The following is a 16,842-nucleotide window of genomic DNA, read 5'->3' as shown; positions in this document are numbered from 1 at the left end:
TCAGTGTTTGATTTCCAGCCCGCCGAAGAGGACCACGCCTGTGAGGACGAGGCGCGGCGCGTTGGGATCGGCCGCTTTGGAATAGTCATCCTGGGTCTTGTCATCGATGCCGCCGAACAGCGCGGTGGCATGGTTTATCACGACCCAGGACTCAGGAATCTTCAATTGGCCGCCGCCGAAGAGGGCGAAGACATCCATCCGCACCTGGTTTCCGGCCGCGGCTGCCCCCCGGAGATCCGCTTCGAATCCGCCGAAGATGGCGGTGAATTCGCCCCCTTCAAAGGCCTGGGACACGACTCTGCGCTTGGCTCCGCAGAAGATCGCGGTGCCCTGGACGTAGTGCTCGGAATTCAGGGGGCCCTGGGCCGGAGTGCGTTTTTTCTGCAGGGCGCGCATGACCATCCAGATGCCGAAGGCCACCAGGCCCATGGGCGCCAGGGACTCCGCCAGGTTGCCGTGCCCGAGCATCACCAACAGGAAGAAGGTCCCGATGGCCACCAGGAACAGGCCGCCCCCGCCGTAGCGCAGGCCTTCCTGCCAAAGTTTCGCAAGGCCCCAGAGAATGATCACCAAGGGCCATAGCTTCAGGAGGAGGTGGGCATTCATAAATCCCAGGTTGTCCAAGGTGAAGGCCACGCCCGCCAGGATCAGGGCCACGCCCAGCACCAGCCTCGGGGTGAAGGCGCTCCGCGGGGCTCCTTCGGGAGATTTGTTTTCTACGGGTGTCTCGTTCATGTCGTTCATGGCTTCGTCTCGTCGGTTACATTGAGGATCTCAGGTTTGCCAGGTTTCGGGGGACGCGGTACGAAGGAGCGGACGGCCACCAGCGCGCCGAAGTAGACCAGGATCATGGGCCACCAGTCATGGATGATTCCATCGTGGCCGGTTTCGCCCAGGAGCCCGATGACTCCTATCCACAGCAGCACATGGCCGCCGGTGCTCCAGACGAGGCCCCGGTCCAGGAACCGGCCCACGGCCAAGGCCACCAGAAGCAAGGGCCACCAGCGGAAGATCTGATCCGAGGGCAGCATATCCAGGTTCGCCAGCAGGAGCCCGATGCCCACCAAGATGGCGGCAATGCCCATGATGAGCCTGGATGAGAAGCGCGAGGTGCCTGGGTCCTTCATGATCTGTCTCCTTTGGTGTCCTGGCGGGAAGTCATCTTCAAGGCAAACAGGAGTCCAACAATCAACATCAGCGCCGCAGCGATGGGCATCCAGCTGTTGCTCGGGACCACCATTTCGGGATTCGCCATTCCGTACATATCCGCCCCCCGGTTTCCAATCTACGAAGCGCCAGGGACGCGGACTACGGCTGATCGGTGAACGGCGGAACGGAGTCGGCGAGTGGAGTCTATGCGGTTTTTCGCTCTTAAGGCTAGAACCCCATGCCTCTAAGTTCCGTGCTCATGCCCAGCGAATGCGGCCGCCCCGGCTACGTTCCTGCCAGGCGGCCTCCAGGGCGGCTTCGCGGCCGGGGGGCATCGAAAAGCGGACCAGGGATTCGCCAGCTTCGAAGGATTGCTCCATGATCTCGATTTCTGAAAAGGCGCCCAGCACCGAGAAGGGCAGGTGCGCCAATTCAGGGCTGACATGGATCTCGCCGATGCGGAGGATCCGGACCTCCTCGAACAGGCCTGCGGCCTCGGCCGCAGCGATGGCGCCTTGCAGGCTTTCCGTGTAGGCCCGCACCAGTCCGCCGGTGCCGAGTTTGGTGCCGCCGAACCATCGGATGCAGACGGCGATGACATCCGTCAGGTCATTCCCCTCCAGCACCCGCAGCATGGGCGCGCCCGCGGTGCCGCCGGGTTCGCCGTCGTCATCGGCGCCGTAGGCCGCCACCGGCACGCCTTCCCGCCAGGCGGAGCAATGATGCGTCGCATCGAAGTCCCGCTTGCGGAGCCTCGCCAGCACGGCGCTCCGCGCCTCCGCATCGGCCGCAGGGTGCAGCTCCGTCAGGAAGACAGAAGCCTTCTCGCGGAGTTTGAACAGGGCCGGGGCCGTCAGGCGTCGCATGCACTAGTATCGCAACGGATGGGTCCCCACGACACTCCCTGCTTTGCGGAGACCTGCGCCTGCGCTACACTTTCCGTTCCACTGGGGAGTAGCCAAGTGGTAAGGCAGCAGGTTTTGATCCTGCGTATCGAGGGTTCGAATCCTTCCTCCCCAACCAGTTGCTCCGAGGAGGCCTTCCGGTAAGGAGGAAGGATTCGAACGGCAATGGCGCGCAGGTAGGGAAAGGCGGAGGACGCGAGAGCGTTCGCAGCCGGTCCGCCGAAGGCGGATTCCCGTGCGCAGCCAGTGCCGGGGAGCGAAGCGAATCCTTCCTCCCCAACCAGTTGCTCCGAGGAGGCCTTCCGGTAAGGAGGAAGGATTCGAACGGCAATGGCGCGCAGGTAGGGAAAGGCGGAGGACGCGAGAGCGTTCGCAGCCGGTCCGCCGAAGGCGGATTCCCGTGCGCAGCCAGTGCCGGGGAGCGAAGCGAATCCTTCCTCCCCAACCAGTTGCTCCGAGGAGGCCTTCCGGTAAGGAGGAAGGATTCGAACGGCAATGGCGCGCAGGTAGGGAAAGGCGGAGGACGCGAGAGCGTTCGCAGCCGGTCCGCCGAAGGCGGATTCCCGTGCGCAGCCAGTGCCGGGGAGCGAAGCGAATCCTTCCTCCCCAACCAGTTGCTCCGAGGAGGCCTTCCGGTAAGGAGGAAGGATTCGAACGGCAATGGCGCGCAGGTAGGGAAAGGCGAAGGGCGCGGGAGCGACCGCAGCCGGTCCGCCGAAGGCGGATTCCCGTGCGCAGCCAGTGCCGGGGAGCGAAGCGAATCCTTCCTGCCCAACAGATAGCCTTGGGCTCCCCGAAGCGATTAGGCTTGGTGTGAATCATGATAGACAGGCCATCGGGGGGTTCCATGCCGCATTCCATCGACCGCCGCACGTTCCTGACCACCGGCGCCGCTGCTGGCATTGCGGCCTCGCTGCCGGTGAAAGACCAACCGACCCAGGCGCCTGCGGTCAAACGCGCAGGTCCCCAGCCCGTGGTCGTCTCCAGCGCCAACGGCAACCGATTCAAGAATGGCGGACCGCTCACCTGCGTGGCCCAGGCCTTTGCATTGATGGAGCAGGGATCGGATGTGTTGGATGCGCTCATCCAGGGCGTCAACATTGTGGAACTGGACCCCGAGGATGACAGCGTGGGCTATGGCGGCCTGCCCAACGCCGAGGGCGTGGTGCAACTGGATTCCTGCTGCATGCATGGGCCGACGAAACGGGCCGGCGGCGTGGCCTGCATCGAGGGCGTCCGCACCCCATCGAAGGTCGCCAAGGCGGTGATGGAGCAGACGGACCACCATCTGCTGGTGGGCCGCGACGCCCAGACCTTCGCCCGCCAGTTGGGCTTCACCATCGAGGCGGACCTCAACACGGAGCATTCCCGCAAGCTGTGGCTGGAGTGGAAACGCCGCACGGACGCCAATCACTGGCTGGATCCGAAACAGCAATCGAGGCTGGGATTCGAAGCGGGCCTGCAGATGGTGCGCGATGGGCTCATCGATCCCGAACACTTCTACGGCACCATCAACTGCAACGGTGTGAATCAAAAAGGGGAGATTTCTGGTGTAACCACCACCAGTGGCTTGGCTTGGAAGATCCCGGGCCGGGTCGGAGACAGTCCGGTCCTGGGCGCGGGCCTCTATGTGGACGGCCAAGTGGGGGCCGCCGGATCCACCGGGAGGGGCGAGGCGAATCTGTATGGCCTCTGTTCCTTCCTCATCGTCGAGCTGCTGCGGCGGGGCATGAAGCCCAAAGACGCGGGGATGGAAGCCCTGCGCCGCATCCAGGCCAATACCGTGCGGAAGCCGCTCCTGAATGCCCGGGGACTTCCCAACTTCAACGTGAGTTTCTACATCCTCAATGCCCTCGGCGAACACGCGGGCGTTTCCTTGTACGCGTCCAAGTACGCAGTTTGCGATGCCCATGGTCCGCGCACAGAGCCCACGGAGGCATTGTTCTCCGGCAAGCCCAGTGAATGAGCCGGACCGGGGCCCGGGAACATATCCGGCGATTACACTGTCCAATGTGATGAGCGCACCGCGATTGAACGAGGAGTCCGAAGATGTGGAGCTGGTGTCGGCCTGCCGGTCAGGAGGCGCGGAATTGTCCGAACGCGCCTTCGAGTGGCTGGTGCGCCGCCACCAGAAGGCCATGCTGAATCTGGCCTACCGCGTAGTCGGCGACTACGACGAGGCCTGCGAGGTGGTGCAGGATGCCTTTGTGGCCGCCTATAAGAACCTCGCGGCCTTCCGCGGAGAAGCCAAGTTCAGCACCTGGCTGACCACCATCACCCTGAACCAGGCGCGCAACGGCCTGGTGCGGATCAAGGCCCGGCGCAGCCACGAAGCCTATTCCCTGGACGCGGCGCGGCAGACCGATGACGGCGAACTGCGCCAGGAGCCACCTTCCCAGGCCCCTTCGGCCCTGGAGCAGATGGAAGAAACGGCCATGCGGAGAAAAATAGAGGCGTGCATCGCAGAGCTGCCTCAGGATTTCCGCGAAGTCCTGGTATTGAGGGACCTCCAGGAGCATTCCTATGAGGAAATCGGGGCGATGTTGAAGGTGCGGGAAGGCACCGTGAAATCCCGGTTGTTCAGGGCGCGGGAGGGCATCAAGGATTGCCTGAAACGCGCCATGGGGGCCCCATGACGGCCTGCCGCGAATACCTTGATTTGCTGTCCATGTCCCTGGACCAGCCCCTGTCGCCCGAGGCGCGGACCCGGCTGGACAGCCATCTGGCGCAGTGCCCGGAATGCCGAACCGCGCAGAAGGAACTCCAGCGGACCCATTCCCAGCTCAAGGGGCTGAGGCCGGTGGAACCTCCGCCCTGGCTCGCCTCGAAAATCATGGCCAGGGTCCGGGCAGAGGCGCCGCTCCAGGACTCCTTTTGGCGGCGCTTCCTGCGGCCCATGGTGATGAGACCGCAGTTCCAGGTGGCCAGCATCCTGCTGTTGGCGGCCACCGGTTTCTACCTGATGAAGTCCCAGCGTCCAGGACAGGATGTATTCAAGGAATTGGAACGATCCCAGGCTCCGGCAACACCTCAGAGCCAGCCCCAAAAATCCGAGGCAGCCCAGGCTCAGCTCACGCCGGGGTCGAGGAGCGGCCTTGCGGAGAAGCCGACAACAGCGCCCGACTCGGTGGACCAGGTCCTGCAGGGAGATTCCAAGCCATCGGAATCAGGGTTTGCTCTTTCTCCGAAATACGCGCCGCCGCCTCCGCCCGCCCCAGCACCGACTGCCCCAGCCGCCCAGCTGGGTTTGGCGAAGGAGGAAAAGGACAGGGCGCGGCCTGAGCCCCCGCCATCCCTTGAAGCGTCGAAACCTACTCCCGAGGTTCCATCCGTAAGGGGAGGAGCGATTCCGGTGCTGGCCGAGTCCGCAGCGGCCCCCGCGTCGAAAAAAGGTTCGAGAGACGCAGAAAATCGGGCCACCGCGGATCACGAGGACCGAAGCAGGCGCGCCGATGAAGCGTCCAGGCAGAAGGCGGCCGAGGCCACGGGGCAATTGCAAGCCCAGGCGGCACCCAAAGAGAAATCAGATGACAGAATTTGGGCGATCCGCCTGGACATGCCCCAGCCTGAATCCGCCAGACCATTGATCGAACGGGAATTGGCCAGAATAGGCGCCACCTTGCTTCCCCGGCGGGATTCCGATGCTTCGCGCATGCTGAGGGCTCGGCTCGACCCGCGGCGGATGCCGGAACTGGTGTCCCGGCTGGCGAGGGTCGGCAGGGTCCTGGAACAGCCGGACCTTTCGGGAGGAGAACCTTCCATGATCGCCATCACCATCCGCTGGTGATTCCCAGGACAGCCTTCGGGAACTTTCGAATGGGGACTCTTGTCTAACAGAGCAGGCCCATTCGATAGGAGGCTCCCATGAAATCCCCCATGATGTTCCTGCTCGCGGCAGGACTGGTGAATTGCTCAGGCCCGGCGGTGGCGGACAGCGTCGGCCACGCCGTCACCATGGAAATCCGGACCGATTCCGGCCGCACACTCCCGCTCTACCCGGCGGCAAACCGGGGCGGCGCCTCCCGCGTCTACGCCGAAGCCGTGAAGGGCGAGCACTACCGCATCCAGATTCGGAACAACCTAGACCGGCGGGTGGGCGTGGTGATCGCGGTGGACGGCCGGAACATCCTTTCCGGCGGGAAATCCTGGCTGCGCAACAACGAGCAGATGTACGTCCTGGAGCCCTACGCCACGGCGGAATACGGTGGCTGGCGCACCGGGCGGGACCGGATCAACCGCTTCTACTTCACCGAGGCGCCGGATTCCTATGCCGCGGCCTTCAATGATGAATCGGCCATGGGCGTCATCGCCCTGGCGGCCTTCCCGGAAGTCCGGCATCAGCCCATGCCCCGTTATCGAGAGCAATTCCGACACGACCAGCCACGGCGATCCATGTCTGGTGCCGGTTCGATGGCGCCGAGCGCACCTGCGCGCGAACTGTCCAAGCCGTCCCCGCAGATGGAGCAGAAGGATGAGGCCGGCACAGGCTACGGCAGCGAAGAGTATTCCCCCTCCATCGCCGTGGCCTTTGAGCCTGAAGCGACTGCCTATGAAAAGACCTTCATCAAGTACGAATGGCGCGAGACCCTCTGCCGCCTGGGCGTGATCCGGGTCCACCCGCCCCAGCCCCCGCGGAACCGCATGTGGGATGGCGATTTCGCGCCGCCACCCCCGCGCCGGTATTGAACAGGCTCAGCCAGGTGTGCTCTTGGGTGTGAAGCCGAATTCCTCGACACCCAGCAGATCAGGGCGGACAGGACCCGGTTCGCCCTGCTCGATGCGGGAGATGGCCTTGCGGCCGGTGGCGGCCTCGAAAGCCAACAGGACCTTCTCCTGGATGAAATCCTTGGCCCCTGTGTTCAGGGGATACGCGATGTCCTTGAAACTACCGTCCCGCTTGCGTTTGCTCGGCATGACCACGTAGTAGCCGTCTTCGTTTTCCAATACCCTCAGGTCGCCGACCAGGAAACACTCGTCGATGACGAGGCTCGCGAAAGCGCGCAGCTTTTCGTCCCCTTCGACCTTGTTGATCCGCACTTCGGTGATGTTGAGCATGCCCGTCCAATCCGATGAAGCTTCAACCCCAGATAAACACAGTTGGGCGCGGATGAAAACCGTGTTGAGCGGCGGTCACCCGCGGCCCCCGATCTCGATCCACCCCCACTGCCGTTCGCTGCGATCGCCGCGCCGGTAGGACCACAGGCTAGCTTCCTCGCAAACGGTGCAAAGGGGGATGGAGGCTTCACGGGCAGGATCCAGGCCCATGTCCAGGCCCTGGGCCCGCAGGAGGCCATGGAGATCAAGATGGGGCTTCCCCGATGGGCCGCGGGATTCCATTCCTTCGCGCCACGCTGGATCCCGCCGGGCAGCCTCGATGACTTCCGGGCCAACCTCGAAATGGCAGGGCTGGATGCAAGGGCCCAAAACCCATACGAGGGATGAAAGGTCGCCGCCCTGATCCATGAACCGTTCAATGCCGTGGCGGAAGATCCCGGCCGTTGCGCCCCGCCAGCCGGCGTGCAGGGCCGCGATCCAGGGTTTCCCAACCACAAGTCCTGCCATCAGGATCGGCACGCAATCAGCCACGCGGACGCCGATCTTCACGCCCGGGTCCATGGTCCAGATGCCATCGGCCTCCTGCACGGCCTCGGTTGCGCCCACCACCCCGCAACCGTGCACCTGGGAAAGCCGCACCTGAGGCAAGCCAGCCGGGTCATCCTGCTTGGTGGTGAAACCCCAGGCAAGGGGGAAGGGGGGGCGCACTGCAGGGATGAGCATCCGGACCAGGCCTCAGGATTTCTATTTCGGCCAGAGCAGGACCAGCACGCTGACATCCGTGATAGCCCAGGCTGCCAGGCCGCGGTACATGCCGGCTTCGGCCTGCTGGCTGCTGATCCTCTGCCAGCGCAGCCGCCACGGGATCAAGATCCCCAACCAGGCCGCGAGGGAGATCAGCAGGTAGAGCGGGCTGACATGGGCCTTGAGGCAGGCTTGCGCGAACCAAAGGTGGGCGCTGAGGGTGGCCAGGATCGCGTAGGAGAGGCTTGGGCCGATGCCAAAGCGGATCACCAGGGTCTTGTCGCCGCGTTGGGTGTCCTCTTCGACCTGGTAGATCTGGGTCAAAGGATAGAGCGCGGCGAAGAGCAGGCCGAACCCGATGCAAAGGCTCATCAGCACGGGTTCAAGGCCCCGGCCGGTGAACACCCAGCCCGCCATGGGCGTGAAGAATCCGAAACCCAGGCAGTTGATGAGCAGGTCCCAGCCCGCCCGCGCCTTCAGGCGGATGGGCGGCACGCTGTAGAGGATGCTCATGAGCACGCAGGTCATCACGATCTCGAAGAAGTAATGGCCGCCGGGTTTCACGCGGATGAAGACCAGACTCCATCCCAGGCTGCCGGCCAGAAGCGCGAACCCGAAATGGACCAGAAATCTCGGAGGCTTGGGCGGCGCCTTCAGGTAGCCGATATCCCCTTCATCCTGGTCGAAGGCCGAGTTCAGGGCCAACGTGCCGCCGTTCATGAGCACCACGAAGATGGTCCATGCGGCCAGGCTTCCCTTGGCGCCGGTGGTGAAGGCGGGCCAGCCTTTCGCCAGCAGGGTGCCGAGGAAGAAATGAGCGGTCATGATCGGCCATTCCGTGGGCCGCAGGTGCAGGAGATAGGCCATCAGCTCCTTGCCAAGGAGCTTTTCAAAGAGTCCGCGGAGCATGAATCTCGGGGAGTTCATGGGATCAGGAACACCTTGCCGATGGCGGCCCGCATCAGGCTGCGCTGGCGGCGTTCTGGCCGTCCTGTCCCTCGATGGGGCGCGGACCCAGCTTCGGCTCGGCGAGGGTCTGCATGGCCGCCATCAGGTGGGGGACGCTGAATTGCGTGTCCACGCACATTCCATGGGGCAGGGTCAGCGGGATCACGTAGGCCGGGACTTCAGACAGCTTCACGAGTCCCTTCAGCAGCCGGTCCGTGCAGCTCACCGCGACGATCAGATCGGGCTGGTATTCACGGGCTTCCCGGTAGGCCTTGTGGCTGCGGTTGGTGATGCGGCTGTCCCATCGGTTTTCCAGAATGCCGTGCATGTAGTCGCCGACGGGGCAGAGGCCGCAGTCATAGCACTTCTCGATATCATCGAGGATGGGCGCCTTGCACTTGGCAAGCTGGACGCAATGGGGCAGGAGGATGAGGGAACGCCTTGCTTTGCGGTGCTCGAAGGCCTCGCGCACACGAAGGTTGTTCCAGCCGCAGAACGATAGGATCCAGCCGTCTTCCTGCCCCAGGGACCGGGCCAGGGGGCGGAAGAGCCAGACCCACATGCCATCCCATCTGATGATCGCGCGGCGGGCCCGAAGATAGGCTTCCCCCCGCTTGAAAGTCGGCCAGGCCACTCCGGCCATGGCCATGGCCGCGAGGGCCCACCAGCCGAATCCATGGGGCATCAGCAGGCCCACCAGCAGGAACCCCAGCATCAAGGCCACCGGCACGCCGCGCCGCACCCACAGGAAGATCCCGTAGCGTTCAGCGGGCAGTGCGTCGGGAGCCATGGCTTCCATTTTCAACCACAAGGGAACGGGGGACCATCGCTATTTCGCCGAACTCGCCAGGCCCACGAGTTTCTTCAGATCGTCATCCTTCCAACGGATGCCGCCGCCGACAAAGAACGTGCGCAGTTCCTTGTTGCCGAGGTCCTGGCCGCCGACTTTCATGTAGACGTTCTTCCAGAACTGGTAGCTGGCGGTGAGCCGGTAGCGCGGGTTGGGCTTGTCGTCGCGCCTGGTGAAGTCGTAGGCCAGGGCCCCCACGCGGAAGCGGTCCTCGAAGGAGCGCCACTCGATCCCCGCGCCGCCCTTGCCCTCCACGATGCCTGCGCTGAGCACCCAGTTCTCCGCGAAGCGCTTGGCGAATTGGGCCGAGAGGGTGAGGGCCTGGTCGGACACCACGTTCCGGGTATGCTCCAAAACTTCGACCGGCAGGCCCGTTGCGGGATCGATTTTCTTGATGGTGCGGGTCGAATCGGCGATCTTGCCGTCCGGCGTGGAATTCAAGTCCAGGGAATACCAGTAGTCGTGGCGCGGCACGAGCTCGATGCCCAGGCCCACCTGGCTGTCCCCGCGGGAAGTCCAGCGGGCGCCGTTCAAGTCCAGACGCAGGTCCATGGCCTTGAAGCCGCCGAGCATGTCGTTCAGGCTGTCCACGGCGGTGTTGATCTTCTTGATGGTGGTGTCGTCGTTCAGCAGCTTGCCGATGGTGCCTTCGCCGTTGTTGAGCTTGGCCGTGATGTTCTTCAGGTTGACGGAGGTCTCCTGGAAGCTGCCCGCCAGCTTATGGACATCCTGCATGGTGCCGCGCAGCTCAGGACGGGTCTCCTGGACCAGGGCATCCAGGTGCTTGCCGAGGTCTTCGAATTGTTGGGCCAGGCGGGGGATGCGCTCCCGCAGATCCCCGGTCATGGCCTCGGCGTTCGCCAAGGTGTGGTTGATGGCGGCATGGTTCTCCTGGGAGAGGGTCCTGAATTCACCCGTGAGCACCCGGATGTTGTCCACGATCTCGTCCAGCTTGGCCCGGCCCTCTTCGCCGCCGATGGAGCTGTTCAACGCGCCAGTGACGCCCTTGATATCGCGGCTGATGGCGGCCAGGGTGACCATCAGGTCATCCAGGCTCACGCCGCTTCGGCTGGGGATGAGCATCGACGGATCGATGGGCCCTTTTTCGTAATGGCCCTGGGTCAGGTCGATGTACTTTTCGCCCAGAATGCCGATGGAGCTCAAGGAAGCCTGCGCGTCCATGTAAAGCTGGAAATCCTTGTTCAGTTTCAGGTCCACCTTGGCCCGGCCATGGTCCAGGGTGATGGATTTCACTTCCCCCACCTTCACGCCGGCCACGCGGACCGGGGCCTGGACTGCGAGACCAGCCACCTGGTCGAAGTACACGGTGAAATGGTTGGAATTGTTGTCGCTCCCGAAGCTGAATTTTCCCGTATTGAAGATCAGGACGCCCAGGACCACGAGGGTGCCGACGAAGAAAAGTCCGACCTTGGTTTCGATTTTCATATGCTCGCCTCCTGGCGATACCGTTTGGGAGGTGGGGGATCCTGCAGGAATGGTCCGTCCGCATCGCCCCGCAGGAATTGCTGGATCACGGGGTTGGGATTCGCCTTGAACGCTTCGGGCTCCTGGACCGCCAGGCATTCGCCCTGGAAGATCAGGGCCACGCGGTCGCCGATCATGAAGGCCGATTTCAGGTCGTGGGTGACGGTGATGCTGGTGACGCCCAGCTCGTGCTTCAAGTCCAGGATGATGCGGCCGATGACATCCGTCATGACCGGATCGAGGCCCGTGGTGGGCTCGTCGAACAACAGGATCTTCGGCTTGAGGGCGATGGCCCGGGCGAAACCCACGCGCCGCTTCATGCCGCCGGAAAGCTCCGAAGGCTTGAGCTTGTCGCTGCCCTTCAGGCCCACCATGGCCAGGCACTCGTCCACGCGCATCGCGATGTCCTTCTTGCCCATGTCCGTGTGCCGTTTGAGGGCGAAGGCCACATTCTCGAAGACGCTCATGGAATCGAAGAGCGCGGCCATCTGGAAGCACATGCCGATCTGCTTCCGGACCTCGAAGAGCTCGGGGATGCTGAGATCCTGGATGGTCTTTCCATCCACGGCGACATGCCCGCGGTCCGGCGTCAGCAGGCCCATGATGATGCGGAGCAGCACCGTCTTGCCGGTGCCGGATCCGCCCATGATCACCAGGCTCTCCCCTTTCTCAACCTCGAGATTCACGTTCTTCAGCACCACTTTGGGGCCGAAGGCCTTCGATACGTTTGCGACTTCGATGACGGCGCTCATACGAGCATCAACTTGGTCAGGAAGAAGTCCGTCACCAGGATCCACAGCGAGGACGTCACGACGCTGCTGGTGGGGGCGTTGCCCACGCCCTCGGCGCCGCCCCGGGTCCGGTAGCCCCTCCAGCAGCCCACCAGGGCGATGATGAGCCCGAAGGCCATGGCCTTGGTCAGGGCGATGCGGAGATCCCGCGTGCCGATCAGCTTGTAGAATTCGCTGGCGAAGGTGTAGGCGCTCTGGCCTTCGACGTTGACCAGGATCAGGTAGCCGCCCCAGTATCCGACGTAGATCGCGATGCCGGTGAGGAGGGGCAGCATCACCAGAGCGGCCAGCAGTCTCGGCACGAATAGGTAGTGGATCGGGTCCGTGGCCAGGCATTCCAAGGCGTCGATCTGCTCCGTCACCTGCATGGTGCCCAATTCAGCGGCCATGGCGGAACCGATCCGCCCGCTCATCATCAGGCCAGTGATGACCGGCGCCAGCTCCCGGACCACGGCCAGCCCCTCGACGCTGGAGGCAAGGCCCTGGGCCTGGAACTGCTTGAAACCGAAGGCCAGCTGCACCGCGAAGACCATGCTCACGGCCAGGCCCGTAAGGGTGACCACGGGAATGGAATTCACCCCCACCGCGGCGAACTGCCGCATCAGGTTTTCCACGTCGAAGGGCCGCTTCACGATGGCCCTGATGGCGCGGGCTGAAATCACGGCGAAATCGCCCGCCTGGATGAAGAATTCCACCAGCGACTCGCCGACTCTATTGAAAAAGGTGAGCATTCGTTTCCCGGATCATGGATTCATTCGAAACATCGAGTCTAACTCATGTCTTTTTTTTCAGCCTTTCCCAGTACCGGACCGCGCCTTCTTCTTTGAGCACCAGGGCCGGGCGGGTCATGGCCAGGGCACCGGCGGGGACGTCGCCCGTGATGGTGCTTCCCGCCGCGACCACGGCCCCATCCCCGATGGCCACTGGAGCCACGAGCTGGGAGTCGCTGCCGATGAAGGCGTCCTTGCCGATGGTGGTGCGATGCTTCTTCACGCCGTCGTAATTGCAGAAGATCACACCGGCCCCGATGTTCGTGTTCGCGCCCACTTCGGAATCCCCGAGATAGGCCAGGTGATTGGCTTTGGCGCCTTTCTTGATCAGGGTCTGCTTGGTCTCCACGAAGTTGCCCACATGGGCGCCCGCCTGGAGCTCCGTGCCTTCCCTCAATCGCGCGAAGGGGCCCACGACGCAATGGTCCCCGATCCTGGCGCCTTCAATGATCGAGTAGGGGCGGATGGACACATCCTTGCCGATATCGCCGCCGGTGATGATGGAGCCTTGCCCGATCCGGGTGCCGGCGCCGACCTTCACCAGACCTTCCATGCGCACCGACGGTTCGATCAGCACATCCTGGCCGAGGACGACCCGGGGTCCCAGGAAGGTGCTGGAGGCATCCAGGAAACTGACGCCCACAGCCATCCATCGCCGGGTGGTGCGCCATTGGGCCGAAGCCTGCAGGGCGGCCTGGTCGTCGCGGGAATTCATGCCCGCAAGTTCTTCGGGATCGCAAAGCTCGACTTTGACGGGACGTTCTGCGGCGACTTCCATCACCGCATCGGTCAGGTAGAGTTCGCCCTGGGCATTGTTGGGTTTCAGACGGTGGAGAGCTGGCTTCAACGGCGCCCAGGGCAGGGCGTAGGCCCCGCCGTTCACGAGCGTGATGGCCCGCTCTCCTGGACCCGCATCCCGCTGCTCCACCAGTCTGGAAAGGCTGCCATCAAGGTTTTGGACCACCCTTCCGTAGCCAGTGGGATCCGGAATCTCCATCGCCAGCAGCGAGCCTTCCGATGCGCAAAGCGATTCGACCGTCTCGGCCCGGATCAAGGGCACGTCTCCTGAGAGGATCAGGACCCGGCCTGCCTTCAGGCGGTCCAATCCGGCCTCGCAGGCCCTCACGGCGTGGCCGGTGCCCAGGGGCTGGCCCTGGTCCACCGTCAGGACGGGGCAGGGCAGCAGCCCCTCCGCCCGCCAGCTTTCCAATGCCGCTAGCACCTGGTCTTTGCCGTGGTGCACCACCACGATGGCCGCCTCCAATCCCGCCGGAAGGGCCCGCAACACCCAGAGCAAGGCCGGATCCCCCAGGATCGGATGGAGCACCTTGGGAATCCTGGATTTCATGCGTTTGCCAAGGCCTGCCGCGAGAATCACCGCCACCGTTTTCATGCCCGCTCCTGTCCGTTGGTCTTTCTGAGGAGAGCCAAAAGGCTCTGCACGAATTCCTGGCTCGGGAATGGCTTCTCGATGAACCCAAGCTTGATCAGGCCCAGCCTCAGCGGGCTCACGGGCTGGGCCTGGCCATTGCCCATCACCAGCGTGGGAATGGGTTCCCGCTGGAATCCGCTCATGGCCTTGGCGAAGCGTTCCAGGGTCGGCGACCGCTCGAGCACCAGCGCATCGGGAGGATCCTGATTCTTGCTGGCCCGCAGTAGGTCTCCAAGGCCAGGAAACGCCATCGCCTGCCCCCCCTTCCTTATTACGAGGTTTTCCAAGGCCTCCCGCACCAGAGGATCCTGATCCACGATCCAGATGTAGCGGGAGAGCAGGGGCGACGGCGTTGCGGCGGCCTCGGGCTCGGCAAGCGGCAAGTAGATCTGCGGCCAGATTCCGCCGTGATCATCCTGGGTCAGTTCGAGCATCCCGCGGAATTCGCCCACCACCTGCTGGAGCCAGGGCAGGCCAAGCATCGCTTGGGGGTGCTTCAGATGGGATCCAGCGAGATCCATCGTAAGCAGGGCCCAGCGCCGGCCGCCGAGCTCCTGGAGTTCCACGACCAGGGTCATGGTCCCGGCACCCATGGCTTTCCGCCCGTGCAACACCAGATGCGTCGCCACCCGCTGCAGCGCATCTTCGGAGACTCCGAGCGGAAGCGCTTCGGCGCGGATCTGGATCTGGATGAGCGGAGGCAGCATGCGCTGCAGTTTCGGGATCAGGCCATCGAGCGCCTTCGCAGCGTCCAGGGCGGCCGCCAGCGAGGCCCCGGGGGCATTCCCCTGTCCGCCTGGAGAAATGCGCTGGGCGGCCAGCAGGATCAGTTCCGCGGCTTCGCGGGTGCCGTGCTCCAGGGTTTCTCCGAGGATCTGTTCCGCGGCCGGGACGATGGTGCCGAGCGCGTTCGCGAGCGAGCGCTGGGTGGCTCCGGCAACCTCCCCGCCCATGAGGGCAGGACCCGCGGATTCCCCGCGCAATGCCAGCGTCCCACCGCGCTGGTCGGAGATCCACATCAAGGCCATGTTCCGGTCGAAGGGCACGGCCTCCAGTTGCACATCCTGGAAGGCCCCGTCTTTGTGGACCAGGGCTGAGGCAGTGCGTCCCCGTCCCCGCTGGATGAGCTGCTGGCGGAGATCATCCCAGGTGGAGGCATCCTGGCCCTGGAGCATCGCGGAAAGCGGGAGGCCGCGGACTTCATGGCGAGGCAGCCCGACCAGGTGGCTGAAGGCCCCGTTGGACTCGGCGATCGCGCCGGAATCGTTGACCAGGAGCATGGGTTGCTCCGACTCGATGCCATAGAGCAGGGATGGGCCTTCGGGCTTTTCGCCGACATCCAGCGCCGTCAGGGCTGTGCGGACCGCATCCCCGCGTCCTTCCACCCAGATGCCCTGGGCGCGGAGCCAGGTGAGCTGCTGCAGCGCCACGAGACCGAGCAGCATCCCCACCAGCAACGAGGCTGGAAAGGAAAGGGTGGTGATGTTGCCGGGAATGAAATGATAGAGCGCCTTGCAGATGAGCACGGTGATGCCGCCCACGACCGGCACCCGGGCGGACAGCCAGCGCCCCCTGCTGAGCCGGTACCCGAGATCGGACAGCAGCATCCAGAGGGCGGTCTGGGCGATGGTGGTGCCCCAGAACAGAAGGAATGACTCCATCGCGTCGAGCCCCACCTGCAGGCTCAGCAGCCAGGCGAAGATCGTCGCTCCGCCCACTCCGAAGCCCAGGCGCCGGATGCCCTGGGCGCCTTCGCGGTTCAGTTGCACGAAGAGGCTGAAGCCGAACAGCGTCCCGCCGAGGAAGGCCGAGGGCAATGGTTCGATGCCCGCGATGCGGCTCACCGTCAGCCAGGGCAGGGAAAGCACCGCCAGGATTCCCCCCAGGAAATAGCCATAGCTCAGACCGACCCTCCCTTTCCGGCGGAAGATCCAGAACCCGAGCCAGGGGGGCAGGGGAAGCAGCAGGGCGAGGAACAGGTCTTGAAGCATCAGAGTTGGACTACCTCAGCCTGCCACAAACCACGCACGGCGTTCATGCACCAAAGGCGCCCGCCTGAAACTTCATCCAGGCCGATGGGTCCGTATCGGATATCCAGCCCGCGGGACCTGGCCCAGAGCGGCAGTTCTTGTTCTTCGGTGATGCTTGAAACCCGGCCTTCCTTCGGAGGCATGAGAAGCTTCCCCTCCACTTCGAGCCCCAGGGCCGCGATGGCGGTCTCGGCGATGGTTCCATCCGGCCAAAGCAGTAGGGCGTCGTCCGCAAGCCTTGCTAAGGCATGCTGCCGCGCCTGTATGTCCCAGGGCCCCAGAAGCCCTTTCAGGGCGGCCGCCGCCTCGCCCCTGATGTCTCCCAGGGGATGAGCCATGGAGAGCAGTCGGCACATTGAAAAAGGCTCAGGCACCGTCTCCAGGCGGATGGAAACCGCATCGGGGAATAGCTGCATCCGGCATGCGGCCAGGGGTGCAGTCGAGACCCAGGCCGCGATCTCAGGCAAAGCTGCGGATAGCCAGGAGGCCTCCCAGCCGAGCCTGGCGGCGCCCCGTTGAAGCCGGGCCTGATGCTGGTTCCAATCCCGAGCTTGGCCATCCACGATGCGCAGGGCCGTTCGAGGCACCGCATCGAAGGGCCGCTGGGGGGGGCTCCAGCCAAGTAGGCGTGATGCGCCAGGCCCGAAGGCCCGCCAGACCGGATAGTCATTCAGGACGGCGCT

Annotated in this window: 17 protein-coding genes and 1 tRNA gene; 5 read left to right on the top strand and 13 right to left on the bottom strand. The window is 64.1% G+C overall.

Annotated features, from left to right (window positions below; all coding sequences use genetic code 11):
- From IPQ13_01975 to IPQ13_01965, 3 genes are all read right to left on the bottom strand, one after another.
- Complete coding sequence (locus tag IPQ13_01975) at positions 1-744, bottom strand: hypothetical protein (protein ID MBL0209670.1); 744 nt, start codon at positions 742-744, stop codon at positions 1-3.
- Positions 741-1,127: a hypothetical protein gene (locus tag IPQ13_01970; protein MBL0209669.1), complete on the bottom strand. Its 387-nt coding sequence runs from the start codon at positions 1,125-1,127 to the stop codon at positions 741-743. The genes IPQ13_01975 and IPQ13_01970 overlap by 4 nt, the downstream gene beginning before the upstream one ends.
- A 279-nt stretch (positions 1,128-1,406) precedes the next feature.
- Positions 1,407-2,015 carry a YigZ family protein gene (locus tag IPQ13_01965; GenBank protein ID MBL0209668.1) on the bottom strand — a complete coding sequence of 203 codons (609 nt, stop codon included), beginning with the start codon at positions 2,013-2,015 and terminating at the stop codon, positions 1,407-1,409.
- Positions 2,016-2,097: 82 nt separating this feature from the next.
- Here IPQ13_01965 and IPQ13_01960 point away from each other — a divergent pair.
- The 5 genes from IPQ13_01960 (at position 2,098) to IPQ13_01940 (ending at position 6,740) form a co-directional block, all read left to right on the top strand.
- A tRNA-Gln gene (locus tag IPQ13_01960) sits at positions 2,098-2,172 on the top strand.
- A gap of 729 nt (positions 2,173-2,901) precedes the next feature.
- The gene (locus tag IPQ13_01955) at positions 2,902-4,020 is read left to right on the top strand and encodes a N(4)-(beta-N-acetylglucosaminyl)-L-asparaginase (protein MBL0209667.1); all 1,119 of its coding nucleotides are present in this window, start codon (positions 2,902-2,904) and stop codon (positions 4,018-4,020) included.
- Between the two features lie 49 nt (positions 4,021-4,069).
- The gene (locus IPQ13_01950; GenBank protein MBL0209666.1) at positions 4,070-4,690 is read left to right on the top strand and encodes a sigma-70 family RNA polymerase sigma factor; all 621 of its coding nucleotides are present in this window, start codon (positions 4,070-4,072) and stop codon (positions 4,688-4,690) included.
- Entirely contained in the window at positions 4,687-5,841 is a 1,155-nt protein-coding gene (locus IPQ13_01945; GenBank protein MBL0209665.1) for a zf-HC2 domain-containing protein, read from the top strand. The genes IPQ13_01950 and IPQ13_01945 overlap by 4 nt, the downstream gene beginning before the upstream one ends.
- An 89-nt stretch (positions 5,842-5,930) precedes the next feature.
- The gene (locus IPQ13_01940; protein ID MBL0209664.1) at positions 5,931-6,740 is read left to right on the top strand and encodes a hypothetical protein; all 810 of its coding nucleotides are present in this window, start codon (positions 5,931-5,933) and stop codon (positions 6,738-6,740) included.
- Between the two features lie 6 nt (positions 6,741-6,746).
- Here IPQ13_01940 and IPQ13_01935 read toward each other — a convergent pair whose 3' ends face one another.
- The 10 genes from IPQ13_01935 to IPQ13_01890 form a co-directional block, all read right to left on the bottom strand.
- Positions 6,747-7,109 (bottom strand): septation protein SpoVG family protein, encoded by a 363-nt coding sequence (locus IPQ13_01935; GenBank protein MBL0209663.1) that lies wholly within the window; start codon positions 7,107-7,109, stop codon positions 6,747-6,749.
- Positions 7,110-7,184: 75 nt separating this feature from the next.
- A complete protein-coding gene (locus tag IPQ13_01930; GenBank protein ID MBL0209662.1) occupies positions 7,185-7,832 on the bottom strand; it encodes a polyphenol oxidase family protein in 648 nt (215 codons plus the stop codon).
- A 21-nt stretch (positions 7,833-7,853) separates the two neighbouring features.
- Positions 7,854-8,780, bottom strand: a complete 927-nt coding sequence (locus IPQ13_01925; protein ID MBL0209661.1) for a UbiA family prenyltransferase — start codon at positions 8,778-8,780, stop codon at positions 7,854-7,856.
- Between the two features lie 34 nt (positions 8,781-8,814).
- Positions 8,815-9,591, bottom strand: coding sequence for a DUF116 domain-containing protein (locus IPQ13_01920; GenBank protein MBL0209660.1), 777 nt, complete (start codon positions 9,589-9,591; stop codon positions 8,815-8,817).
- Positions 9,592-9,630: 39 nt separating this feature from the next.
- Positions 9,631-11,097 carry an MCE family protein gene (locus tag IPQ13_01915; GenBank protein ID MBL0209659.1) on the bottom strand — a complete coding sequence of 489 codons (1,467 nt, stop codon included), beginning with the start codon at positions 11,095-11,097 and terminating at the stop codon, positions 9,631-9,633.
- A complete protein-coding gene (locus IPQ13_01910; GenBank protein ID MBL0209658.1) occupies positions 11,094-11,888 on the bottom strand; it encodes an ABC transporter ATP-binding protein in 795 nt (264 codons plus the stop codon). Before IPQ13_01910 ends, IPQ13_01915 begins: the two co-directional genes overlap by 4 nt.
- Positions 11,885-12,658 (bottom strand): ABC transporter permease, encoded by a 774-nt coding sequence (locus IPQ13_01905; protein MBL0209657.1) that lies wholly within the window; start codon positions 12,656-12,658, stop codon positions 11,885-11,887. Before IPQ13_01905 ends, IPQ13_01910 begins: the two co-directional genes overlap by 4 nt.
- Positions 12,659-12,701: 43 nt before the next feature.
- A complete protein-coding gene (gene glmU, locus IPQ13_01900) occupies positions 12,702-14,090 on the bottom strand; it encodes a bifunctional UDP-N-acetylglucosamine diphosphorylase/glucosamine-1-phosphate N-acetyltransferase GlmU (GenBank protein ID MBL0209656.1) in 1,389 nt (462 codons plus the stop codon).
- Positions 14,087-16,120 (bottom strand): PAS domain-containing protein, encoded by a 2,034-nt coding sequence (locus IPQ13_01895; protein MBL0209655.1) that lies wholly within the window; start codon positions 16,118-16,120, stop codon positions 14,087-14,089. Before IPQ13_01895 ends, glmU begins: the two co-directional genes overlap by 4 nt.
- Positions 16,120-16,746: an aminotransferase class IV gene (locus IPQ13_01890; protein ID MBL0209654.1), complete on the bottom strand. Its 627-nt coding sequence runs from the start codon at positions 16,744-16,746 to the stop codon at positions 16,120-16,122. Before IPQ13_01890 ends, IPQ13_01895 begins: the two co-directional genes overlap by 1 nt.
- Between the last annotated feature and the right edge of the window lie 96 nt (positions 16,747-16,842).

The sequence above is a fragment of the Holophagaceae bacterium genome (assembly GCA_016720465.1).
GTDB lineage: Bacteria > Acidobacteriota > Holophagae > Holophagales > Holophagaceae > JANXPB01.
Note: the sequence above shows the minus strand (reverse complement) of the source record. Positions and strands in the feature narration are given on the sequence as shown.